The following is an 18,527-nucleotide window of genomic DNA, read 5'->3' as shown; positions in this document are numbered from 1 at the left end:
CCGCGGTCAGGCCGGCGGCAGCTCGTGCGGCGGCGGCCGGAACAGCGGCGAGATCAGCCAGACCAGGCCGATGCCGAACAACAGGGTCAGGCCGAAGGCGCGCAGCGCCGGCGTCTGCGACAGGCCGAGCAGGCCGAACGACAGCCAGGTGCTGGCCGCGCCCACGCACACGGCCAGCCACGCGCTGGCGTCGCCGCGGTGCTCGATCAGGAAGATGCCGTAGTCGATGCCCATGCCCAGCAGCAGCATCAGCGCCAGCACGTTGAACAGCTGCAGCGGCTGGCCGAACAGGCCCAGCAGGCCCAGGGTCAACGCACCGGCAACCAGGGTCGGTGCGAACACGCGCCAGGCCTGGCGGCGGTAGCGCAGCCACAGCGCACCGAACACCAGCACGATGCCGACCAGCAGCAGCCCCCCCATCAGCTTGCGGTAGTGGCCCAGCAGCTGCGAGAAGTCGGCGGTGCGATCCACCCAGCGCACGCCGGGCAAGCCCTCGGCCGCGCCACGCAGGGTCGCCAGCGCATCGGCGCGCGACAGGTCGTCGACCATCACCACGCTGATCATCTGCCCGCCGACCTCACCCACCCACAGGTAGCGGAACGGCTGCGACGCCGGCGAGGCCAGGAACGCCTCGGCGGTCAGCGGCGTGGTGGCGAAGTCCGGGCGCGGCAAGGGTTCTCCGACTGCATCGGACACGGCCTGCAGCACGCCCGGTTCCACCTTGGCGGTCAGCGCGGCGTCGGCCTGCTGGCGTGCCGGCGACGGCAGCCAGTCACTGATCGCGCGGTAACCGCCGATGCGCTTGTCGGCGGCCAGCGCACGCAGGCGTCCGGTCAGCGCCTCTTCGCGCTGCAGCAGCTGCGCAGCGTCGCTGCCCTGCACGAGGTAGAACTGCGCCGGGCTGGGCATGCCCAGCAACTGGCTCAGGCGGATCTGCTGGGCCATCAACGCCGGCGGCGAGGACTGCAGGCTGCGCAGGTCGTCGTCGCTGTGCAGGCGGGCGATGCCGATGGCCGAAAGCACCACGGTGGCACCGAGGAACACCATCACCGGCCGGCGCCCCTGCAGGCGCGGGAAGCGCTCCAGCGTGTTGCCCAGCCACTGCGAGAAACGGGTCTTGCGGATCTCGCCGCCATCCAGCCACGGGAACCAGAAGATCACCGTGAGGAACGCGGCCGCCAGGCCGACCACCGAGAACAGCGCCATCTGGCGCAGGCCCGGGAACGGCGCCAGGCCCAGTGCCAGGTAGGCCAGCGCGCTGGTCAGCAGGGCCAGCCACAGGCCCGGCAGCAGGTGCCGCAGCAGTTTCCAGCGGCGATCGGCCGGCTCGGCCTGGCGCGACGCAAACCAGTGGATGCCGTAATCCTCGGCCACGCCCACCAGCGATGCACCGAACACCAGGGTGAGCACGTGCACCTTGCCGAACACCAGCACGGTCACCGCCAGCGCCACGCCACAACCGATCAGCAACGACGCTGCGACCAGCAGGATCGGCCGCAGCGAACGGAACGCCAGCCACACCAGCAGCAGCACCGCAGCCAGCGAGCCCCAGCCGATGGTATTGATCTCACGGTTGGCCTGCACCGCGGCCGCCTCGGCATGCAACGGCACGCCGGCATGCAGGATTTCCAGCTCCGGCGCTGCCGCCCTGGCGGCCTGCCCGGCACGTTCCAGCAGGCCGTCGAGATGGCGCTCGCCATCCAGCTGGAACGCCGACCCCGGCGTATCGAACTGCAGCACGGCCCAGTGCCTGCCCTCGGCTTCGAGCAGGCCGTCATCGCCCAGCCGCAACCCCGAACCCTGCGCCTGCTGCTGCCACCATTGCGGCCACAGCGACAGCGGGTCTTGCCGCCAGTCGGTCAGGCGCGGGGCGCCCATCGGGCCATACAGTGCAGCCAGCGCCTGCTCGGCCAGCGCGCCCGGCTCGCTGCCCTGCAGCTGCTCGCGCTGGGCCGGTGTCAGCAGGCGGTCGCGGTACGGCGCGTAGAACGCGCGCGCCTCGTCGAACCAGCCTTCGATCGAACCACTGGGCACCAGCAATGCATGGTCGACGTCCTCGGCCATGGCCGCAGCGAAGGCCGCCTGCGCGCGCTTGGCGGCAGCGCCATCCTTGCTGCCCAGCAGCACCACCACCTGCCGCGAGCTGCCGTCGGCAATGCGCCGGGTGACGTCGCTCAACAGGCGGTCATGGGCATCCTGCGGCAGCAGCGCGAGGATGTCGGTGTCGATCCGCGACTGCTGGCTCCACAGGTGCCACTGCTGCGCGCCCAAGCCCAGCAGCAGCACCAGCCAGGCGATGCCCAGCCAGTGCCACCAGCGCCGCAGTCGCGCCGCTGCGTTCGATGCGACGGCCTCACTCAAAGCGGCGTGCCTCGTCGGCGCTGAGGGTGGCCGGTGCCTCGCTCAGCGCGCTGAACTGGATCTGCGTGCGGTCCTTGTTGGCCTCGACGATCTCGACCTGGCGCACGTAGCGGTCACCCTGCAGGGTCAGCGACTGGAAGGCCTTGGCCAGCATCGCCGACTTCGGCGTCAGGCGCAGCCGCCAGCCCTGCCCTTCGCGGCTGGCCGCCACATTGAACTGGCTCGACAGCGCCTGCACGTCGCCGCTCATCAGCGCGAACATGATCGCGTTCACCGAACGCATCGCCGGCTGCTGCCGTGCGTCGAGCTCGACACGGGTGCTGCCATCGCGCTGGCGGCTGAGGATGCGGTCGGCAGTGACCACCACTTCGGAAGGGAACGGCTTGAGCGTGGTCCAGATCACGCCGTGCTGGCGCGCGACCACGAACTGGCCCTGCGAGCGCAGCGGGTTCTTGAAGCCGCTGACCTGCTTTTCCTGGCTGAACTGGCCACGCAGTACCTCCGGCTGCGCCACCGCCTGGGTAATCGCATCGATGGCGGGGTCGGCGGCCTGCACCTGTGGTGCGGCAACGAAGATCAGCGCGCACAGCAGCACGCTCGAAAGACGGACAAGGGTGTTCACGGTGCAGGCACTCCGAGGCGTTCCCACAGTACCGGCGGGCATTGGTAGAGCATTTCCTTGCTGGCCGCGTCCACCGCGACCTGGATGGTCATCGCGCGGGTCAGCACCTGGCCGCTCTGCGCGTCGAGGATTTCATACTCGATCTTCAGCCGGTTCTCCCATTCCACGATGCGCGCGACCACGCGCAGGGCCTGGTTGAACAACAGCGGCCGCACGTACTTCACCCGCGCATCGACCACCGGCCACAGGTAGCCCGATTCGAGCATCTGTGGATAGTCGTAGTCATAGCGGCCGAGCAGCGCGCAGCGCGCGATCTCGAAGTACTTGAAGTAGTTACCATGCCAGACCACGTTCATCGGATCGCAGTCATGGAAGGCAGGGGTCAACGCGATTTCGCCAACCCGTTCGATGGCCTCATTCACCGGCGTACAGCTCCCAACGTTGCGCGCGGATCTCCACCAGCAGTTCCCGCAGTTCGCGATCCAGCGCGCGGTCTTCTTCGACCAGGGCGATGCGCTGCCCCAGGTCGGCGTACATGTCGGCCAGACTGCCATGCAGCTGCGCATTCAGGCCAACCCGTTCGCGCAGCGCCAGGCCCTGGCGGGCAGCGATCAGCATCGCGGCCACCACCTGCTCGGTCAGCTCGATCACGCGCAGGCAGTCGCGCGCGGCAATGGTGCCCATGCTGACCTTGTCCTGGTTGTGGCACTCGGTGGAGCGCGAGAACACGCTGGCCGGCATGGTCTGCTTCAGCGCTTCGGCGGTCCAGGCCGAAACGCTGATCTGCAGCGCCTTCAGGCCATGGTTGATGGCCGCGCGCGGGCCCGTGGCCGCCGACAGGTTGGCCGGCAGGCCATGGCTGTAGCGGGCATCGACCACCAGCGCCAGCTGCCGGTCAAGCAGATCGGCAACGTTGGCCACGGTGTTCTTCAGGGTGTCCATCGCCAGTGCGATGTGGCCCCCGTAGAAGTGGCCGCCGTGCAGGATGCGCTCGCCATCGGCATCGATCAGCGGGTTGTCGTTGGCGCTGTTCAGCTCGGTTTCGATCAGCTGGCGCAGGAACGGCAGGCTGTCTTCCAGCACGCCGATGACGTGCGGCGCGCAGCGCAACGAGTAGCGGTCCTGCAGGCGCTGTTCGTTGCGCGGCGGGCGTTCGCTGTGCAGGTCGCTGCGCAGGCGCGCAGCGATGCGGCCCTGGCCCGGGTGTGGCTTGGCGGCGAACAGGGTTTCGTCGAAGTGGTGCGCGTTGCCGTCGCTGGCCAGCACGTTGAACGCGGTCAGGCGCGTGGCCATGCGAGCCAGATAATCGGCGCGCTGCCAGGCCAGGCAGGCCAGGCCGGTCATCACCGCGGTGCCGTTCATGATCGCCAGGCCTTCCTTCGGCCGCAGCTTCAGCGGGGTCATGCCGATCTTCGCCAGCACCTCCGCCGCCGGCTGCACGCGACCGTCGTGCAGCACCTCGCGCTCGCCGCACAGCACCGCCGCCACGTACGACAGCGGGGTCAGGTCGCCGCTGGCACCGACCGAGCCTTCGGCCGGGATCATCGGCAGCACGTCGTGCTGCAGCAGCGTGGCCAGGCCTTCCAGCAGCGGCACGCTGACGCCGGACATGCCGCGCACCAGCGACGCCAGGCGCGCAGCCAGCACTGCACGGGTCTCGACCGGGTCCAGGTAACGGCCCAGGCCGCAGCCGTGGTAGGTGTACAAGTGGTGCGGCAGCTCGACCACCAGCGCCGACGGGATGTTCACCGTGCACGAGTCTCCATAGCCGGTGGTCACGCCGTAGATCACGCCATCCTCGCGCAACAGGCGGTCGAGGAAGTCGGCACCGCGCTGGATGTGCGCGCGGAAGGCCGGTGCGTCGCTCAGTGCGGCCTCGCACTGGCGCTGGGCCAGGGCAACCACGTCTTCGATGGTCAACGGTGCATCGCCAAAGCGGCACACGGGTACGGCGTCAGTCGTCATGCGGAGCCTGATCCCAGAAGGGGAAGAAATTGAACCAGTCCAACGGGGACTGGATGACCTGGAGTTCCAGCCAGCGCGCGAAGCGCTGTGCCTGTTCGGCCAGCGCGGCGTCGCGCGAGCCACGCGGCAGTACGATGCGTTCGGCGAACTGTTCGAATGCCACCCGATAGCCGTCGCCCTCATGCAGGCAGGCCATGGTGTAGACCGGGCACCCCAGCGCCGCGGCGAGCACATAGGCGCCGATCGGGAACGGCGCGCGGTGGCCCAGGAAATCGGCGGTGACGCTGCGGCCACCCTGCACCGGCGTGCGGTCGCCGACGATGGCAACGAAGCCCCCCGCCGCCACGCGCTCGGCCAGCATCACCGCCGTGGCCGGCCCCATTTCGGTCACCTGCACCAGTTCCACCGCCGCCAGCGGGTCCAGCCGCTGCAGCAAACGGTTGAAGCGCTGCGCGTGCGCGGTATGCACCAGCACGGTGATGCGGAATCCCGGCACCTGCTCGGCCAGCACCTGGCACAGCTCCAGGCAGCCGATGTGCGCGGTGAGGATCAGCCCGCCCTCGCGGCGCGCGATCTTCTGCAGTACCAGGTCGCGGTGCAGGTGGATGCAGTCGGCCGGGTAGCGCCCGCCCAGGCCGAGGATCTTGTCCAGCATCGTGTCGGCGAAGGCGAAGAAGTGGCGCAGGCTGTCACGCCGTGTCGGCGCGCGGCCGAGCACGCCGCTGTGCGCCTGCAGCCGCTGCAGGTACTGCATCGAGGCCTGGCGCCCTACACGGTTGCCCAGCCAATGGCAGGCCACCACTGGCCACACGCACAGGCGGAACGGCCAGCGCCCGAACCAGCGGTGCACCCAGCACAGGAACAGCACGCCGGCCACCGACGTCGATTCGCCGATGTCGGCCCAGTGCGGGGCGCCCTGCGCGGCCGCCATCTCAGCGCTGCCCCCGCAGGCGGCGCCACAGCAGGCGCGGCGCACGCCAGAGCATGCCGAAGAACAGGCGGGTATGCATGCGGCTGATGCGCACGTTGTCGCGCCACACATCGAAGTGCGACACGCCATCGGACGGATAGGTCACCCGCGTGGCCAGGTGCTCGACCGGCAGCCGGCGCCAGTACAGGCGCACCATTATTTCGGTATCGAAATCCATGCGCCGGCCGATGGTCTCTTCACCGATCAGGCGCAGCACCGGCGGCAGCGGATACACGCGGAAGCCGCACATGGTGTCGCGCAGGTGCAGCGACAGCGTGTTGATCCAGACCCAGATGTGGGTGGCGTAGCGGCCATACAGGCGCGCCTTGGGAACACTGGCGTCGTAAGCCGGAATGCCGCAGATCACCGCCTCGGGATGGGCGCGCGCGGCTTCGATGAAGCGTGGCAGGTCAGCGGTATCGTGCTGGCCGTCGGCATCGATCTGCAGCACGTGGCTGTAGCCACGCGCGCCGGCCTCGGCAAAACCGGCCAGCATCGCCCCGCCCTTGCCCTGGTTGATGTCCAGGCGCAGCAGGTCGACGCCTTGGCGCTGTGCCAGCGCGCGCAGCACCGCCGCGCACCCATCGTGCGAACCATCGTCGACCAGCAGGCAGGGCAGCCCCGCGGCCTGCACGCCATCGACCACCGCCGCGATGGCGTGCTCGTGGTCGTAGACGGGAATCACAACCAGTGGCGCGAATGCGGCACCGGCAACGGCCGGATCAGTCCGCATCAGCGAAAACCACCCTGCCGCTGGCATGCACACCGTGGCTGGAGGTGTAGCGGAAGGCCAGCACGTTGCGTGCGGCATCCCAGTCCAGCTGCAGGGTCAACTCGTCACCGGGGCGGGCCACGTGCTGGAATTTCACCGCATCCATGCGCACGAACGCGGCCGGCATCACGAACGTCTGCCGGGCGAAGCGCACCGCCCAGTCCAGCTGCGCCACGCCGGGCAGGATTGCCGCCTGTGGGAAGTGGCCCTGGAACGGCCGCAGCGCCGGGTCCAGGGTCATGCGCAGGGTGGCGCTGGCGGCATCGCGGCGGTCCCACGCCGGCACCGGCATCAACGGCTGGAACAGCGCCGCCAGCGCGGCCTGGGTCACCTTGCCCTGCGCATTGATCGGCAGCGCCTGCACCAGCCGCCAGCGGCGCGGCCGGGTCACCGCGTCATGCGCGTTGGCCAGGCGTGCGCCCAGGCGCTGGCCCAGCGCCCGCCGCGCAGCGTCGCCGCCCTCCAGCAGCGCCGGGTCGGCCGGCACCACCACGGCGGCCAGCTGCTCGCGATGGCCCGGCAGGACCAGTACACGCGCGTCATCCACCTCGGCATCCTCGCGCAGCGCGCGTTCCAGCGCATCCAGCGATACCCGGCGTTCCTCGATCTTGACGATGCGGTCGGCCCGGCCCAACAGGCGGAAGCGGCCGTCGGCCAGGGCTTCAACACGGTCCTGGGTGCGCCACCAGTCAGGGGTGTCCAGATGCGCCGAGGCCACCGCCAGGCAGCCGTCGTCGATCCGCCACTGCACGCCCGGCAACGGCTGCCACGGCGGCAGGTCGGTGTCCCAGCGGCGCCAGGCGATGCCGCCGGTCTCGCTGCTGCCGTAGACCTCGGTCGGGGCCACGCCCAGCCACTGCCGCACCTGTCGTGCCGCTTCTTCCGGCAGTGGGCCACCGGAGGAGAACACCGCGCGCAGGCGGCCGTGCAGGCTGGCCCAGTCGAGCTGCTCGGGCAGGCGCTTGAGGTGGGCCGGCGTTGCCACCAGCACCGTGTCGGTACCGGCCAGCGCGCCGACCAGGTCTTCGTGGAAGAACCGGCGCGGATGGATCAGGCGGCCGGCGGCCAGTGGCCACAGCACGCGGAACAACAGCCCGTAGATGTGCTGGTGGGAGACCGTGCCATGGACCTGCACACCCTCCATCTGCGCGCCGAACGCGGCCTGCAGCGCCTCCACCTCGCGCGCCAGCTGGTCCAGCCGCTTGCCGATCGCACTGGGCTGGCCGGTGCTGCCGGAGGTGAACACGCACAGCTCGCAGGCGCGCTCGTCCAGCGCCTGCAGCCCGTCGTCCAGCACAGCATCCGGTGCGGCCAGCGGGCGGTAATCGGCACAGACATCACCGGCGAAACCGCTCACCTGCGGCTGCAACGCCTGCAGCGTGGCCGGCAGGTTGTCGGCGGCCAGGAACACCCGCTTGCCGGCATGCCAGGCACCGAACAGCGCCGCGGCAAAGGCCACGGCGTCATCGAAGTACAGGGCCCAGTCGCGGCCTTCGGCCGCCGCAAAGGCGGCGCGCCAGGCCAGCACGCGCTGGCGGAAGCCGGCATGGTCGATCACCTCGCCATTGCAGAGGCCGACGCTGCGCTGCGGCCGGGCCTCCAGCAGCAGCCGGTCCAGGGCAATCCACTCAGCCATGCGCGTGCGCCGCCTTCACCCGCCGCCGCACCAGCCACTCCCCTGCGAACAACACGCCCATCATCACGTACGCCAACAATCCGTTGTAGAGCATCCAGGCCCGGTCCGACGCGTACAGCGCGGTCAGCAGGGCCAGGCTGCCGTTGAGAACGAAAAAGCCGCACCACACCTGGGTGACGCGGCGGGTATAGGCCACCGCGAACGGGGGCAGGTCCGGCTCCTGCAGCCGCGCCAGGCGCTCCACCAGCGGCGGCCCGAAGCGCAGGCTGGTGCCGAACACCGCCAGCATCACCGCATTGACCAGCACCGGGTACAGCTTCAGCGGCAGGGCCTGGTTGAGCACGGTGGCCAGCACGGCCAGCAGGCCAGCCCCGGCCGCGGCGGCCCACCACAATGGCTGGCGCGTGGTCAGCGCACGCAGCAGCGCCAGGGTGAACAGCAGCAGCGACAGCCAGCGCGGCTCGAAGCGGCCCATCGCCAGGTACACCAGCAGCGGGTAGGCGAGCGAGATCGCTGCCACCACGACGGTACGTGCGCGAGCCATGGCGAAGCCGCCGGCGCTGCGGTCAGGCGGCTGCCTGGTCCGGCAGCAGTCCATGCACGACATCAACGATGTCCTGCACGGTGCGCACGGCCTTGAACGCTTCCGGCTGCAGGTTGCGGCCGAGCAGGGGCTTGAGCTGCACGATCAGGTCGACCGCATCGATGCTGTCGATGTCCAGGTCGTCATACAGGCGCGCCTCGGGGGTGATCCGGGCGGCGTCGATCTCGAAGCTGTCGGTCAGGATGCTGACGATGCGTTCGAACAGTTCATTCTTGGTCATGGCAATTCCTGGCGCCGTTACGACTGGCGGGCGGCGACGAACTCGCCGAGCGCGCGCACGCTGGAGAAATGGCGACGGGTTTCTTCCGAATCGGCCGACAGGCTGACACCGTACTTCTTCTGCAGTGCCAGGCCCAGCTCCAGCGCGTCGATCGAATCCAGGCCGAGGCCCTCGACGAACAGCGGCGCGGTCGGATCGATGTCCTCCGGCGTGATGTCCTCCAGCGAAAGGGAGGAAATGATCAATTCCTTGATCTCGTGCTCAAGTGCTTGCACGGGGCGGATCTCCAGACAGGTCGAAATAACGAGAAAGGTGCTCGGTGACGCGGCGTGCTGCCAAGGCATCCCCCCTTGGCGAGTCGTCATCGGCCAGGAAGGGCGCGATCGGGATATCTTCGCCGATCTGCAGCCGAACGTGAAAGCGACGTGAGGGTACACGATACCACTTCTGCCCCTTGGTCAACGTGGGCGGGGTGCAGGTGATCCGCACCGGGGTGATGTCCAGCCGGCCGCGGACGGCGATGTTGGCGGCCCCGCGCTGCAGCCGCGGCGGCTGGCCCGGCACGCTGCGGGTGCCCTCCGGGAAGATCACCAGGGTGCCGCCCGCATGCACCGCGGCCACGCAGTCATCGACCAGGCCCGCCCCGTCGTCGTTGGCGATGTAGCCGGCCGCCCGCACCGGGCCGCGCATGAACGGGTTGCAGGCCACGGCCCGCTTCACCACGCAGTCGGCGTTGGGCAGCAGCGAGATCAGGCAGACCACATCGATCAGGGTCGGATGATTGGCCAGCACCAGCAGGCCGTCGCGCTGCAGGCGCTCACCGCCCTCGATCTGGTAGGTCATCACCCCCAGCGCACGCATCAGGCGCAGGTGGCTGGCAAAGGCGACCTGGACCACGCGGCGGGCGCGGCGGCGGCGGACCACCGGGTCGCGCATCAGCAGCAGCACCGGCATCACCAGCACGCCCAGCAGCAGGCCGCCCACGCCGAACGCGGCAAAGCTCAGGCCGGTGCCGAGCACCCGCCAGGCGTGATCGAGGCGGCGCAGCGCCTCAGCCACGGCGTCCCCAGCGCCAGCGCTGGCCCTGGGCCACATGTTCCAGCGCCGGCGCGCCGGACAGCAGGAAGCGGTGCAGGTCCAACGCGTGCGGCAGCGTGCCCGGGGCGGTGTCGGCCATAGCCGGCGCCGCGTCCCACTGCAGCGAGAGCACCGGCTGACCCGCTGTCGGTGCCGTCAATCGCCAGCACCAGGCAAAGAACGGGTCGGGTTCGTCAGCGAACGTCGCGTAAATCTCGGGCAGGGGCGACTCGTAGACGACCACCCGCACCTCGCGCGCACCATCGGCCAGCAGACCGGCGGCCTCCAGGCAGGCGGCCTCGACCGTGGCCTGTCCAGCGGCCAGCGCCAGGTAGTTGCCGCGGTGGCCGCGGGCGATCGAGTACAGGGCAGCGATCGCGTTGTGCACCGACAGGCCGAACCCGGTCGGGGACAAAGGCTGATCGCTGGCCAGCGCCCCCAGCAGGTCCATCGAACGGGCCACGTCACCGTGGCGGCTGGCGAACACCAACGGGACCTGGCTGTCCGCGCCCTGCCCATCCTCGCACCAGCAGGCGGTCTGGATCGCCATCCGGCCCAGCCGCTCGATGCGGCGGCGCTGCATCGCCGGGATCTCGGCCAGTGCCGGCGTGTCTTCGCCCTGCGGCAGGTATGGCGCACCGGCCCAGCCCAACCACTGGCTACGCTCGCTCAGGCCGGGCGCCCAGGCGGCCCAGTCGACGATGGAGAATTCGATCATTTAGCGACGGTGCTTCAATGGGAGAACGATAGGCACGAGCCATTACGGCGACGCGCGGCGGCCCCCCATTCCTGCAGCCGTGCGTCCGTCCAGGACGTCGCCGGCTGCCCCCCTGGCTGCCGGAAAGGAGCGCACGCTAGCACGTCCTGCCCAGGGTGTGCAGGTTTCACATTCCCCAACACGGGGCCCGGCACCGGCGGGCCCCGCTTTCAACCCATCAGTGGTAGCCGGTATCGGCGTGCACCTTGCCGCGGAACACCCGGTACGACCACGCCGTATAGCCGAGGATGACCGGCAGCAGAATGACCAGCCCGACCAGGGTGAAGCCCAGCGAGGAGGCCGGCGCGGCGGCCTGCCACAGGGTCATCGACGGCGGCAGCAGGTACGGCCACATGCCCAGTACCAGGCCAAGGAAACCGAGCACGAACAGGGCCAGGCTGAGCAGGAACGGTGGCAGGTCGCGGCGCGGATGGGTCGCGCTGCGCCACAGCGCGGCGGCCACCGCCAGGGTCAGGAGCGGCACCGGCGAGAGCCACCAGAAGTTGCCGTCGCTGAACCAGCGTGCCATCAGCCGCGAATCGAGGAACGGCAGCCAACTGCTGACCAGCCCCATCGCCGCGATCACCGCCACCACCAGCGGGCGGGTCATCTGCCGCGCCAGCGCCTGTACGCGCCCTTCGGTCTTCAGGATCAGCCAGGTGCTGCCCAGCAGCGCATAGCCGGCCACCAGCGCAGCACCGGTCAGCATCGCGAACGGGCTGAACCAGGCGAACGCGCCGCCCTGGTAGGCACCGTCCACCAGCGGGATGCCCTGCACCAGGGTGCCCAGGATCACGCCCTGGGCAAAGGTCGCCAGCAGCGAGCCGAGGCCGAACGCCACGCTCCACAGCCGGCGCGACCGGTGTGCCTTGAAGCGGAACTCGAACGCCACGCCGCGGAACACCAGCGCCACCACCAGCAGCAGCACCGGCAGGTACAACGCCGACAACAGCACCGCATAGGCCTTCGGGAACGCCGCCAGCAGCCCGGCGCCGCCCAGCACCAGCCAGGTCTCGTTGCCGTCCCAGATCGGCGCGGCGGTGTTCATCATCAGGTCCAGCTGCTCCTCGTCCTCGGCGAACGGGGCCAGGATGCCGATGCCGAGCACGAAGCCGTCCAGCACCACGTACATCAGCACGCCGAAGCCGATCACCGCGAACCACGCCACCGGCAGCCAGGTCATCAGGTCCATGTCAGCGCTCCTCCAGCGGTTCGTCGGCCGCCGACAGCGGGCGTGCCGGGGTGTGGCTGCCATGGTCCAGCGACGGCCCCTCGGCATATGGCTGCGGCCCGTGGCGCAGGATCTTCACCAGGTACCAGATGCCCCAGCCGAACACGAAGGCATAGCCAACCACGTACACGCCCAGCGACAACGCCGTCATCCACGCGCTCTGCGGGCCGACCGCATCGGCGGTGCGCAGCAGGCCATACACCACCCATGGCTGTCGGCCCATCTCGGTGACGAACCAGCCGGACAGCAGCGCGATGAAGCCGCTGGGCAGCATCCAGTTCCAGCCGCGCAGCAGCCACGGCGAATCCAGCAGCCTGTTCCGCCACAGCTGGAACGCCGATACCCAGGCCAGCAGCAGCATCAGCGTGCCCAGCCCGACCATGATGCGGAAGGCGAAGAACACCGGCGTCACCGGCGGCCGCTCGCTGGCCGGTACCGAGGTCAGCGGGTCGAAGGTGCCGTCCAGCGAATGGGTGAGGATCACGCTGCCCAGCTTCGGAATGGCCACTTCGAAATCGTTGCGCTCTTCCTTCTCGTTGGGCAGCGCGAACACCACCAGCGGTACGCCCTCGCCTTCCCGGGTTTCATGCCAGTGCGCTTCCACCGCCGCGATCTTCATCGGCTGGTGCTTGAGCGTGTTCAGGCCATGCATGTCGCCGACGAAGATCTGCACCGGCACGGTCAGCGCGGCGAATGCAACGGCGGCGATCAGCATGCGCCGGCCCGCTTCCACGTGCGTGCCCCTGCGCAGGTACCACGCACCCACGCCACCGATCACGAAACAGGTGGTGATGAACGAACCCAGCGCCATGTGCGCCAGCCGGTACGGGAACGAAGGATTGAACACCACCTGCCACCAGTCCACCGGATGCACCACGCCGTTGACCATCTCGTAGCCGGCCGGCGTATGCAGCCAGCTGTTGGACGACAGGATCCAGAACGTGGAGAACAGCGTGCCCAGCGCCACCATGCAGGTGGACAGGAAATGCAGGCGCGGCGAGACGCGGCCCCAGCCGAACATCATCACGCCGAGGAAGCTGGCTTCCAGGAAGAACGCGGTCAGCACTTCGTAGGTCAGCAGCGGGCCGATGACCGTACCGGCCACCTCGCTCAGCCGCGGCCAGTTGGTGCCGAACTGGAACGCCATGACGATGCCGCTGACCACGCCCATGCCGAACGACACCGCGAAGATCTTCTGCCAGAAGAAATACAGCTCGCGCCACACGGGCAACTTCGTGCGCAGCCAGCGCCATTCGATGAAGGCCAGCCAGCTGGCCGTGCCGATGGTGAAGGCCGGAAACAGCACGTGGAAACTGATGACGAATCCGAACTGGATCCGGGACAACAACAACGCGTCCAAGGGACGCCTCCTGCCTGCGACCGGTGGGATACCGGACCACTTTAGGAGGATTTCGTTAAGGTGGGATGCGACCGGGTGACGCGCTGCTTCACTTTGTCGCAGGCGGAAGGCCTGCCAGGCATGGCCCAACACCACGGATTAAGCGCTTTGGTAGCTGCCAACCTTGGTTGGCACACACACCCAAACGCCGACCAAGGTCGGCATCTACCAGCAGCGATTGGAGCGGCCCATCACCCGGCGGGTGCCTCAGTGCCAGAAATACCAGGCCGCTGCAGCCAGCAGCGCGCCAAACAACAGCACCTGCACCACCACATAGACCACACCACTGTCGCGCGACTCAGCGGCAATGCGCTTCTGCAGCGCCTCGCTCACATCCGGCGTTGCTTCCTGCTGCGCCTGCTCACGCAACGCCTGTGCCAGCGCGCGCGCTTCCGCATCGCGAGGGTCGGTCGGTCGGTTCACAGCAGCTCTCCGGCGGTGGCATGCCGCGTCAGTTCCTGCTTCAGGACCTGGCGCGCGCGGTGCAGGTGGCTCTTGATGGTACCGCGTGCCAGCCCGGTCACCTGTTCGATCTCGGCCAGATCGAAATCCTCCAGGTAATGCAGGCCGACGATCAGGCGCTGCGGCGCGCTCAGCCGTTCCAGTGCCGCGCCAAGCTGGCGCCCGGCCTGCAGGGCCTCGCTCAACTCGGCGGGCCCGGGGCCTTCATCGCCGATCCCCAGTTCCTCCGGCACCTCCACCGCCACCCTCCATTGCGCCTCCAGCCGCCGCCGGCGCAGATGCTGCAGTGCAGTGGTGTAGGCGACCCGGGAAACCCAGGTGCGCAGCGAGGATTCAAAACGAAACCGGTGCAGCTGGCGGAACACCGCAAGGAAGGTTTCCTGCAGCAGGTCGGCGACCTGGTCGCGGTCGCCCACCATGCGTCCGATCACATGCGCGCAGGTGCGCTGGTGGGTCTCCACCAGCTGCGCGAAGGCCGCCTGCGAGCCATCGATGATGGCCCGTACCAGGGCCTGGTCCCCATCCAGCGGTTCGGCGGGTGCCGCCGTCGCCGCCGTATCCTCGCGGCGACGGCCCCGCAGTGCCGACAGCGCTTCGCCGAGCAGGCTCATGCGCGGGGCGCCCCCTGTGCCCGTGGCATGTCCTGGCTCAGCCCTTGCGTGCGGCGGGACGGGTAAAGTGCCAGGCCAGCAGCTGGCCCAGGCCGGCACTACCGACCAGCGCGGCGGCGGCGCCAAAGGTCAGGTCACGGGCACCGATGGCTTCCAGCAGGGCCATGGCCAGGGCCAGGCAGACCAGGCTGATGCCCCAGCGAAGCGCGCCCTGGCGGCGGCGCTCTTCTTCCAGCACGGCCAGCGAGCGGATCACTTCCTCCGGCACGTGCGGGGCCACCAGCTTGCTGCGCGCGCGCGCATCGGCAATGGCGTGGATCGCGTAGGCGATGCAGATGAAGAGGGTGATCGGGATCAGTTCCTGCATGGTCGGGCTCCTGTTCGGTGGATGATGCGGGTTCAGGAGAATGGATGCGCGACCATGGCAACCGGTTGCACTAGGCGTCTGCTACCTCGTCGCTGGTGCCGGGCGCGTCCACCGGGTCCGGGAAGTAGGTCTCCACCTGAAAATCCAGCTGCAGGTCCGCCATGAGTCGCAGCAACTGCTGATCCAGCACAAAACCCGCCCATGCGGTCTTTCCAAAGATGCCGACACGCAGGCCGATCGCGGCCCCCTCCTGCAGCAGTTCCCTGATCACGTCGGCGCGTGCCCGAAGGAGATCGACCAACGCCGGCCAGGCATCCATCAACCAACCGTCCTTGCCCCTCTCCAGTACGAACACCACGCGGGTCGCCGCATGCACCCTGATCAGGGTGCCGTCGCGATCCCTGTATCCGGTCCCGGCACCACGGGTAAACCCGGGTTCCAGATCCAGCCGGGCGGCAATCCCGGCACCGGCCTGCGTGGGGTGCTGCACGCCCAGAGAGATCCTGTAGTCGTAGCAGTACATATCGGTTCCATCCGAAGGGAATGGCCATCATGCCGCACACGCCGTCGCAGCGAGCCGGGCGGTGCCATTTTGCCGATTCCGCTGCCATGACCTGTGGCCCCTGCCCCGGGCCCGTGCGGCTGCTACGCTTGCCCGGTTTCCTCTTCTGGTGCCGTCCGCCCATGTTCCGAGTGCTGCCCCTGTCCCTCCTGCTGTCGGCCGTGCTGGCCGCACCGGCCGCGCATGCCGCGCCGACGCCGATCACCATTGAACAGGCGATGGCCGACCCGGACTGGATCGGTCCGCCGGTCGAGAAGGCCTGGTGGTCGTGGAACAGCCAGCAGGTGGAGTATCAGCTCAAGCGCAACGGCAGCCCGGTACGCGATACCTTCCGCCAGCCGGTGGCCGGCGGCGTGGCCGCGCAGGTGGCTGATGACCAGCGCGGCACCCTGGACGTGGCCGAGCCGGTCTACGACCGCAGCCGCAGCCGCAGCGCCTTCGTGCGCAATGGCGATGTGTTCGTGCGCGACCTGCGCAGCGGCGCGCTGACCCAGCTCACCCGCAGCAACGAGCGCGCGGGCAACGTGAACTTTGCCGCCGACAACGGCGTGATCTGGCGCGTCGGCCAGAACTGGTTCCACTGGACCGCCGCCAGCGGCGTGCAGCAGGTGGCCAGCCTGAAGGCCGAGAAGGACCCGCGCACGCCGCCGAAGGCCGACGTGCTGCGCGACCAGCAGCTGCGCACGCTGGAAACCCTGCGCCGCGACCGCGAGCAGCGCGAGGCATTGAAGGACCAGGACCAGCGCTGGCGCCAGGCCGACCCGACCCGCGCACCGGGCCCGGTCTACCTGGGTGCCGACGTCGAGATCGGTGACAGCGTGCTGTCGCCGGACCTGACCCACCTGATCGTGGTGACCAAGCCGAAGGACTTCGACGACGGCCGCACCAGCAAGATGCCGCTGTACGTGACCGAATCGGGCTACGAGGAAACCGAGGACACCCGCACCCGCGTCGGCCGCAACGGCTTCGAACCGCACACCCTGTGGTACGTGGACGTGCGCACCGGCAAGGCCGAAAAGCTCTCGCTGGCCAGCCTGCCGGGCATCAGCACCGACCCGCTGGCCGAACTGCGCCGCAAGGCCGGCAAGGACGCGCTGAAGGGCGAGCGCAGCGTGCAGGTGATGAGCGACTTCATGGGCGGTGGCATCCGCTGGAGCGCCGATGGCCAGCAGGCCGCCGTGATGCTGCGTGCCAACGACAACAAGGACCGCTGGATCATCAGCGTCAATGCCGCCGACGGCCGCGTGCAGAACCGCCACCGCCTGACCGACAACGCCTGGATCAACTGGGGCTTCAACGATTTCGGCTGGATGGCCGATGGCCGCACGCTGTGGCTGCTGTCCGAGGAATCGGGCTTCTCGCACCTGTACACCCAGGCCGGCACCGCCAAGCCGCAGGCGCTGACCAGCGGCAAGTGGGAAACCTCGGCGCCGGTGCCGTCGGCCGATGGCAAGGGCTTCTACTTCCTGTGCAACCAGCAGGCGCCGCATGACTACGAAGTCTGCGCGGTCGACACCGGCAGCCGCCAGGTGCGCGAGCTGACCAGCCTCAACGGCGTGGAGGATTTCTCGCTGTCGCCGGACGGCCAGCAGCTGCTGGTGCGTTACTCCGGTGCCTACCTGCCGCCGCAGCTGGCGGTGTTGCCCAGTGCCGGTGGCCAGGCACGCGTGCTGACCGACACCCGCACCGCCGACTACAAGGCACGCCAGTGGATCCAGCCGAAGCTGGTCGCGGTACCGTCCAAGCACGGTGCCGGCGTGGTCTGGGCCAAGTACTACGAGCCGGAAAACAAGGAACCGGGGAAGAAGTACCCGATCGTGATGTTCGTGCACGGCGCCGGCTACCTGCAGAACGTGCACCAGCGCTACCCGGCCTACTTCCGCGAGCAGATGTTCCACAACCTGCTGGTGCAGAAGGGCTACATCGTGCTGGACATGGACTACCGCGGCAGCGAGGGCTACGGCCGCGACTGGCGCACGGCGATCTACCGCAACATGGGCCACCCGGAACTGGATGACTACAAGGACGGCCTGGACTGGCTGGTCGACACCCAGCAGGGCGACCGTGACCACGCCGGCATCTACGGTGGCTCCTACGGCGGTTTCATGACCTTCATGGCGCTGTTCCGTGCGCCGGGCACCTTCAAGGCCGGCGCCGCGCTGCGCCCGGTGGTCGACTGGCACAACTACAACCACGGCTACACCAGCAACATCCTCAACACGCCGGACATCGACCCGGAGGCGTACCGCGTGTCCTCGCCGATCGAGTACGCGCAGAACCTGCAGGACAACCTGCTGATCGCCCACGGCATGATGGATGACAACGTGTTCTTCCAGGATTCGGTGAACCTGACCCAGCGCCTGATCGAGCTGCACAAGGACAACTGGTCGATCGCACCGTACCCGCTGGAACGCCACGGCTACGTGCGCGCCGATTCCTGGCTGGACCAGTACAAGCGCATCCTCAAGCTGTTCGAGCAGAACCTGAAGTGAGCAACACCGCGGCCACGATCCGGATCGTGGCCGCGGTCATCCTGGATGACCGCGGCCGGGCGCTGCTGGTGCGCAAGCACGGTGCCCGCCGCTTCATCCAGCCCGGTGGCAAGCCCGAACCCGGCGAAGCACCCCTGCAGGCGCTGGCCCGCGAGCTGGACGAAGAACTGGGCGTCCAGCTGTGCGCCGATGCCGCCATCGCGCTGGGCACGTTCGAGGACTGGGCGGTGAACGAGCCCGGCCACCGCGTGCAGGCACAGGCGTGGTGGGTGCAGGTGCACGGCACGCCGCAGGCGCGCGCCGAGATCGCCGAACTGGCCTGGGTGCCGCTGCAACCGCCGCATGGCCTGCCCTTGGCACCCTTGAGCGAACACCATATCCTGCCGGCGGTCGCCACCCGGGTGACGGCCCGCTGAGCA

At 69.0% G+C, this 18,527-nt stretch carries 20 protein-coding genes; 2 read left to right on the top strand and 18 right to left on the bottom strand.

What is annotated here, in order from left to right; genetic code table 11:
- Nucleotides 1-6: 6 nt before the first annotated feature.
- The 18 genes from AC5P9I_RS08705 to AC5P9I_RS08620 all read right to left on the bottom strand — a co-directional run bounded on the left by AC5P9I_RS08705 (nucleotide 7) and on the right by AC5P9I_RS08620 (nucleotide 15,577).
- Complete coding sequence (locus AC5P9I_RS08705) at nucleotides 7-2,361, bottom strand: MMPL family transporter (RefSeq protein ID WP_088475897.1); 2,355 nt, start codon at nucleotides 2,359-2,361, stop codon at nucleotides 7-9.
- Entirely contained in the window at nucleotides 2,354-2,983 is a 630-nt protein-coding gene (locus AC5P9I_RS08700; protein ID WP_049471194.1) for a LolA family protein, read from the bottom strand. Before AC5P9I_RS08700 ends, AC5P9I_RS08705 begins: the two co-directional genes overlap by 8 nt.
- Complete coding sequence (locus tag AC5P9I_RS08695) at nucleotides 2,980-3,405, bottom strand: acyl-CoA thioesterase (RefSeq protein ID WP_014648843.1); 426 nt, start codon at nucleotides 3,403-3,405, stop codon at nucleotides 2,980-2,982. The genes AC5P9I_RS08700 and AC5P9I_RS08695 overlap by 4 nt, the downstream gene beginning before the upstream one ends.
- The gene (locus tag AC5P9I_RS08690) at nucleotides 3,398-4,948 is read right to left on the bottom strand and encodes an HAL/PAL/TAL family ammonia-lyase (RefSeq protein ID WP_049471192.1); all 1,551 of its coding nucleotides are present in this window, start codon (nucleotides 4,946-4,948) and stop codon (nucleotides 3,398-3,400) included. The genes AC5P9I_RS08695 and AC5P9I_RS08690 overlap by 8 nt, the downstream gene beginning before the upstream one ends.
- On the bottom strand, nucleotides 4,938-5,879 hold the full coding sequence (locus AC5P9I_RS08685) for a lysophospholipid acyltransferase family protein (RefSeq protein ID WP_049471214.1): 942 nt from the start codon (nucleotides 5,877-5,879) through the stop codon (nucleotides 4,938-4,940). Before AC5P9I_RS08685 ends, AC5P9I_RS08690 begins: the two co-directional genes overlap by 11 nt.
- A gap of 1 nt (nucleotide 5,880) precedes the next feature.
- On the bottom strand, nucleotides 5,881-6,651 hold the full coding sequence (locus AC5P9I_RS08680; protein ID WP_049471187.1) for a glycosyltransferase family 2 protein: 771 nt from the start codon (nucleotides 6,649-6,651) through the stop codon (nucleotides 5,881-5,883).
- Nucleotides 6,641-8,326, bottom strand: a complete 1,686-nt coding sequence (locus AC5P9I_RS08675) for an ApeI family dehydratase (RefSeq protein WP_130768291.1) — start codon at nucleotides 8,324-8,326, stop codon at nucleotides 6,641-6,643. Before AC5P9I_RS08675 ends, AC5P9I_RS08680 begins: the two co-directional genes overlap by 11 nt.
- Complete coding sequence (locus AC5P9I_RS08670; RefSeq protein WP_049471213.1) at nucleotides 8,319-8,870, bottom strand: COG4648 family protein; 552 nt, start codon at nucleotides 8,868-8,870, stop codon at nucleotides 8,319-8,321. The genes AC5P9I_RS08675 and AC5P9I_RS08670 overlap by 8 nt, the downstream gene beginning before the upstream one ends.
- A 22-nt stretch (nucleotides 8,871-8,892) precedes the next feature.
- Nucleotides 8,893-9,150, bottom strand: coding sequence for an acyl carrier protein (locus AC5P9I_RS08665; protein WP_049471185.1), 258 nt, complete (start codon nucleotides 9,148-9,150; stop codon nucleotides 8,893-8,895).
- 17 nt (nucleotides 9,151-9,167) lie between these two features.
- The gene (locus AC5P9I_RS08660) at nucleotides 9,168-9,425 is read right to left on the bottom strand and encodes a phosphopantetheine-binding protein (RefSeq protein WP_005411610.1); all 258 of its coding nucleotides are present in this window, start codon (nucleotides 9,423-9,425) and stop codon (nucleotides 9,168-9,170) included.
- A complete protein-coding gene (locus tag AC5P9I_RS08655; protein ID WP_049416042.1) occupies nucleotides 9,412-10,209 on the bottom strand; it encodes a lysophospholipid acyltransferase family protein in 798 nt (265 codons plus the stop codon). The genes AC5P9I_RS08660 and AC5P9I_RS08655 overlap by 14 nt, the downstream gene beginning before the upstream one ends.
- Entirely contained in the window at nucleotides 10,202-10,945 is a 744-nt protein-coding gene (locus tag AC5P9I_RS08650; protein ID WP_049471182.1) for a beta-ketoacyl synthase chain length factor, read from the bottom strand. The genes AC5P9I_RS08655 and AC5P9I_RS08650 overlap by 8 nt, the downstream gene beginning before the upstream one ends.
- Nucleotides 10,946-11,162: 217 nt before the next feature.
- Nucleotides 11,163-12,176 carry a cytochrome d ubiquinol oxidase subunit II gene (gene cydB, locus AC5P9I_RS08645; RefSeq protein ID WP_049471180.1) on the bottom strand — a complete coding sequence of 338 codons (1,014 nt, stop codon included), beginning with the start codon at nucleotides 12,174-12,176 and terminating at the stop codon, nucleotides 11,163-11,165.
- Nucleotide 12,177: 1 nt separating this feature from the next.
- The gene (locus AC5P9I_RS08640; protein WP_049471179.1) at nucleotides 12,178-13,575 is read right to left on the bottom strand and encodes a cytochrome ubiquinol oxidase subunit I; all 1,398 of its coding nucleotides are present in this window, start codon (nucleotides 13,573-13,575) and stop codon (nucleotides 12,178-12,180) included.
- A gap of 246 nt (nucleotides 13,576-13,821) precedes the next feature.
- Entirely contained in the window at nucleotides 13,822-14,037 is a 216-nt protein-coding gene (locus AC5P9I_RS08635; RefSeq protein WP_064239511.1) for a hypothetical protein, read from the bottom strand.
- Nucleotides 14,034-14,687 (bottom strand): RNA polymerase sigma factor, encoded by a 654-nt coding sequence (locus tag AC5P9I_RS08630; protein WP_049471176.1) that lies wholly within the window; start codon nucleotides 14,685-14,687, stop codon nucleotides 14,034-14,036. Before AC5P9I_RS08630 ends, AC5P9I_RS08635 begins: the two co-directional genes overlap by 4 nt.
- A gap of 37 nt (nucleotides 14,688-14,724) precedes the next feature.
- The gene (locus tag AC5P9I_RS08625) at nucleotides 14,725-15,054 is read right to left on the bottom strand and encodes a hypothetical protein (protein ID WP_005414880.1); all 330 of its coding nucleotides are present in this window, start codon (nucleotides 15,052-15,054) and stop codon (nucleotides 14,725-14,727) included.
- A 70-nt stretch (nucleotides 15,055-15,124) separates the two neighbouring features.
- A complete protein-coding gene (locus AC5P9I_RS08620; protein ID WP_049471174.1) occupies nucleotides 15,125-15,577 on the bottom strand; it encodes a hypothetical protein in 453 nt (150 codons plus the stop codon).
- A 161-nt stretch (nucleotides 15,578-15,738) separates the two neighbouring features.
- Here AC5P9I_RS08620 and AC5P9I_RS08615 point away from each other — a divergent pair, with 161 nt between their 5' ends.
- Both AC5P9I_RS08615 and AC5P9I_RS08610 read left to right on the top strand, forming a co-directional pair.
- Nucleotides 15,739-18,108, top strand: coding sequence for a S9 family peptidase (locus tag AC5P9I_RS08615; RefSeq protein WP_130768292.1), 2,370 nt, complete (start codon nucleotides 15,739-15,741; stop codon nucleotides 18,106-18,108).
- Nucleotides 18,105-18,524, top strand: coding sequence for an NUDIX hydrolase (locus AC5P9I_RS08610; protein WP_049471166.1), 420 nt, complete (start codon nucleotides 18,105-18,107; stop codon nucleotides 18,522-18,524). The genes AC5P9I_RS08615 and AC5P9I_RS08610 overlap by 4 nt, the downstream gene beginning before the upstream one ends.
- Nucleotides 18,525-18,527 lie beyond the last annotated feature (3 nt).

The sequence above is a fragment of the Stenotrophomonas sp. YJH_SMC_29 genome, from assembly GCF_059371235.1.
Note: the sequence above shows the minus strand (reverse complement) of the source record. Positions and strands in the feature narration are given on the sequence as shown.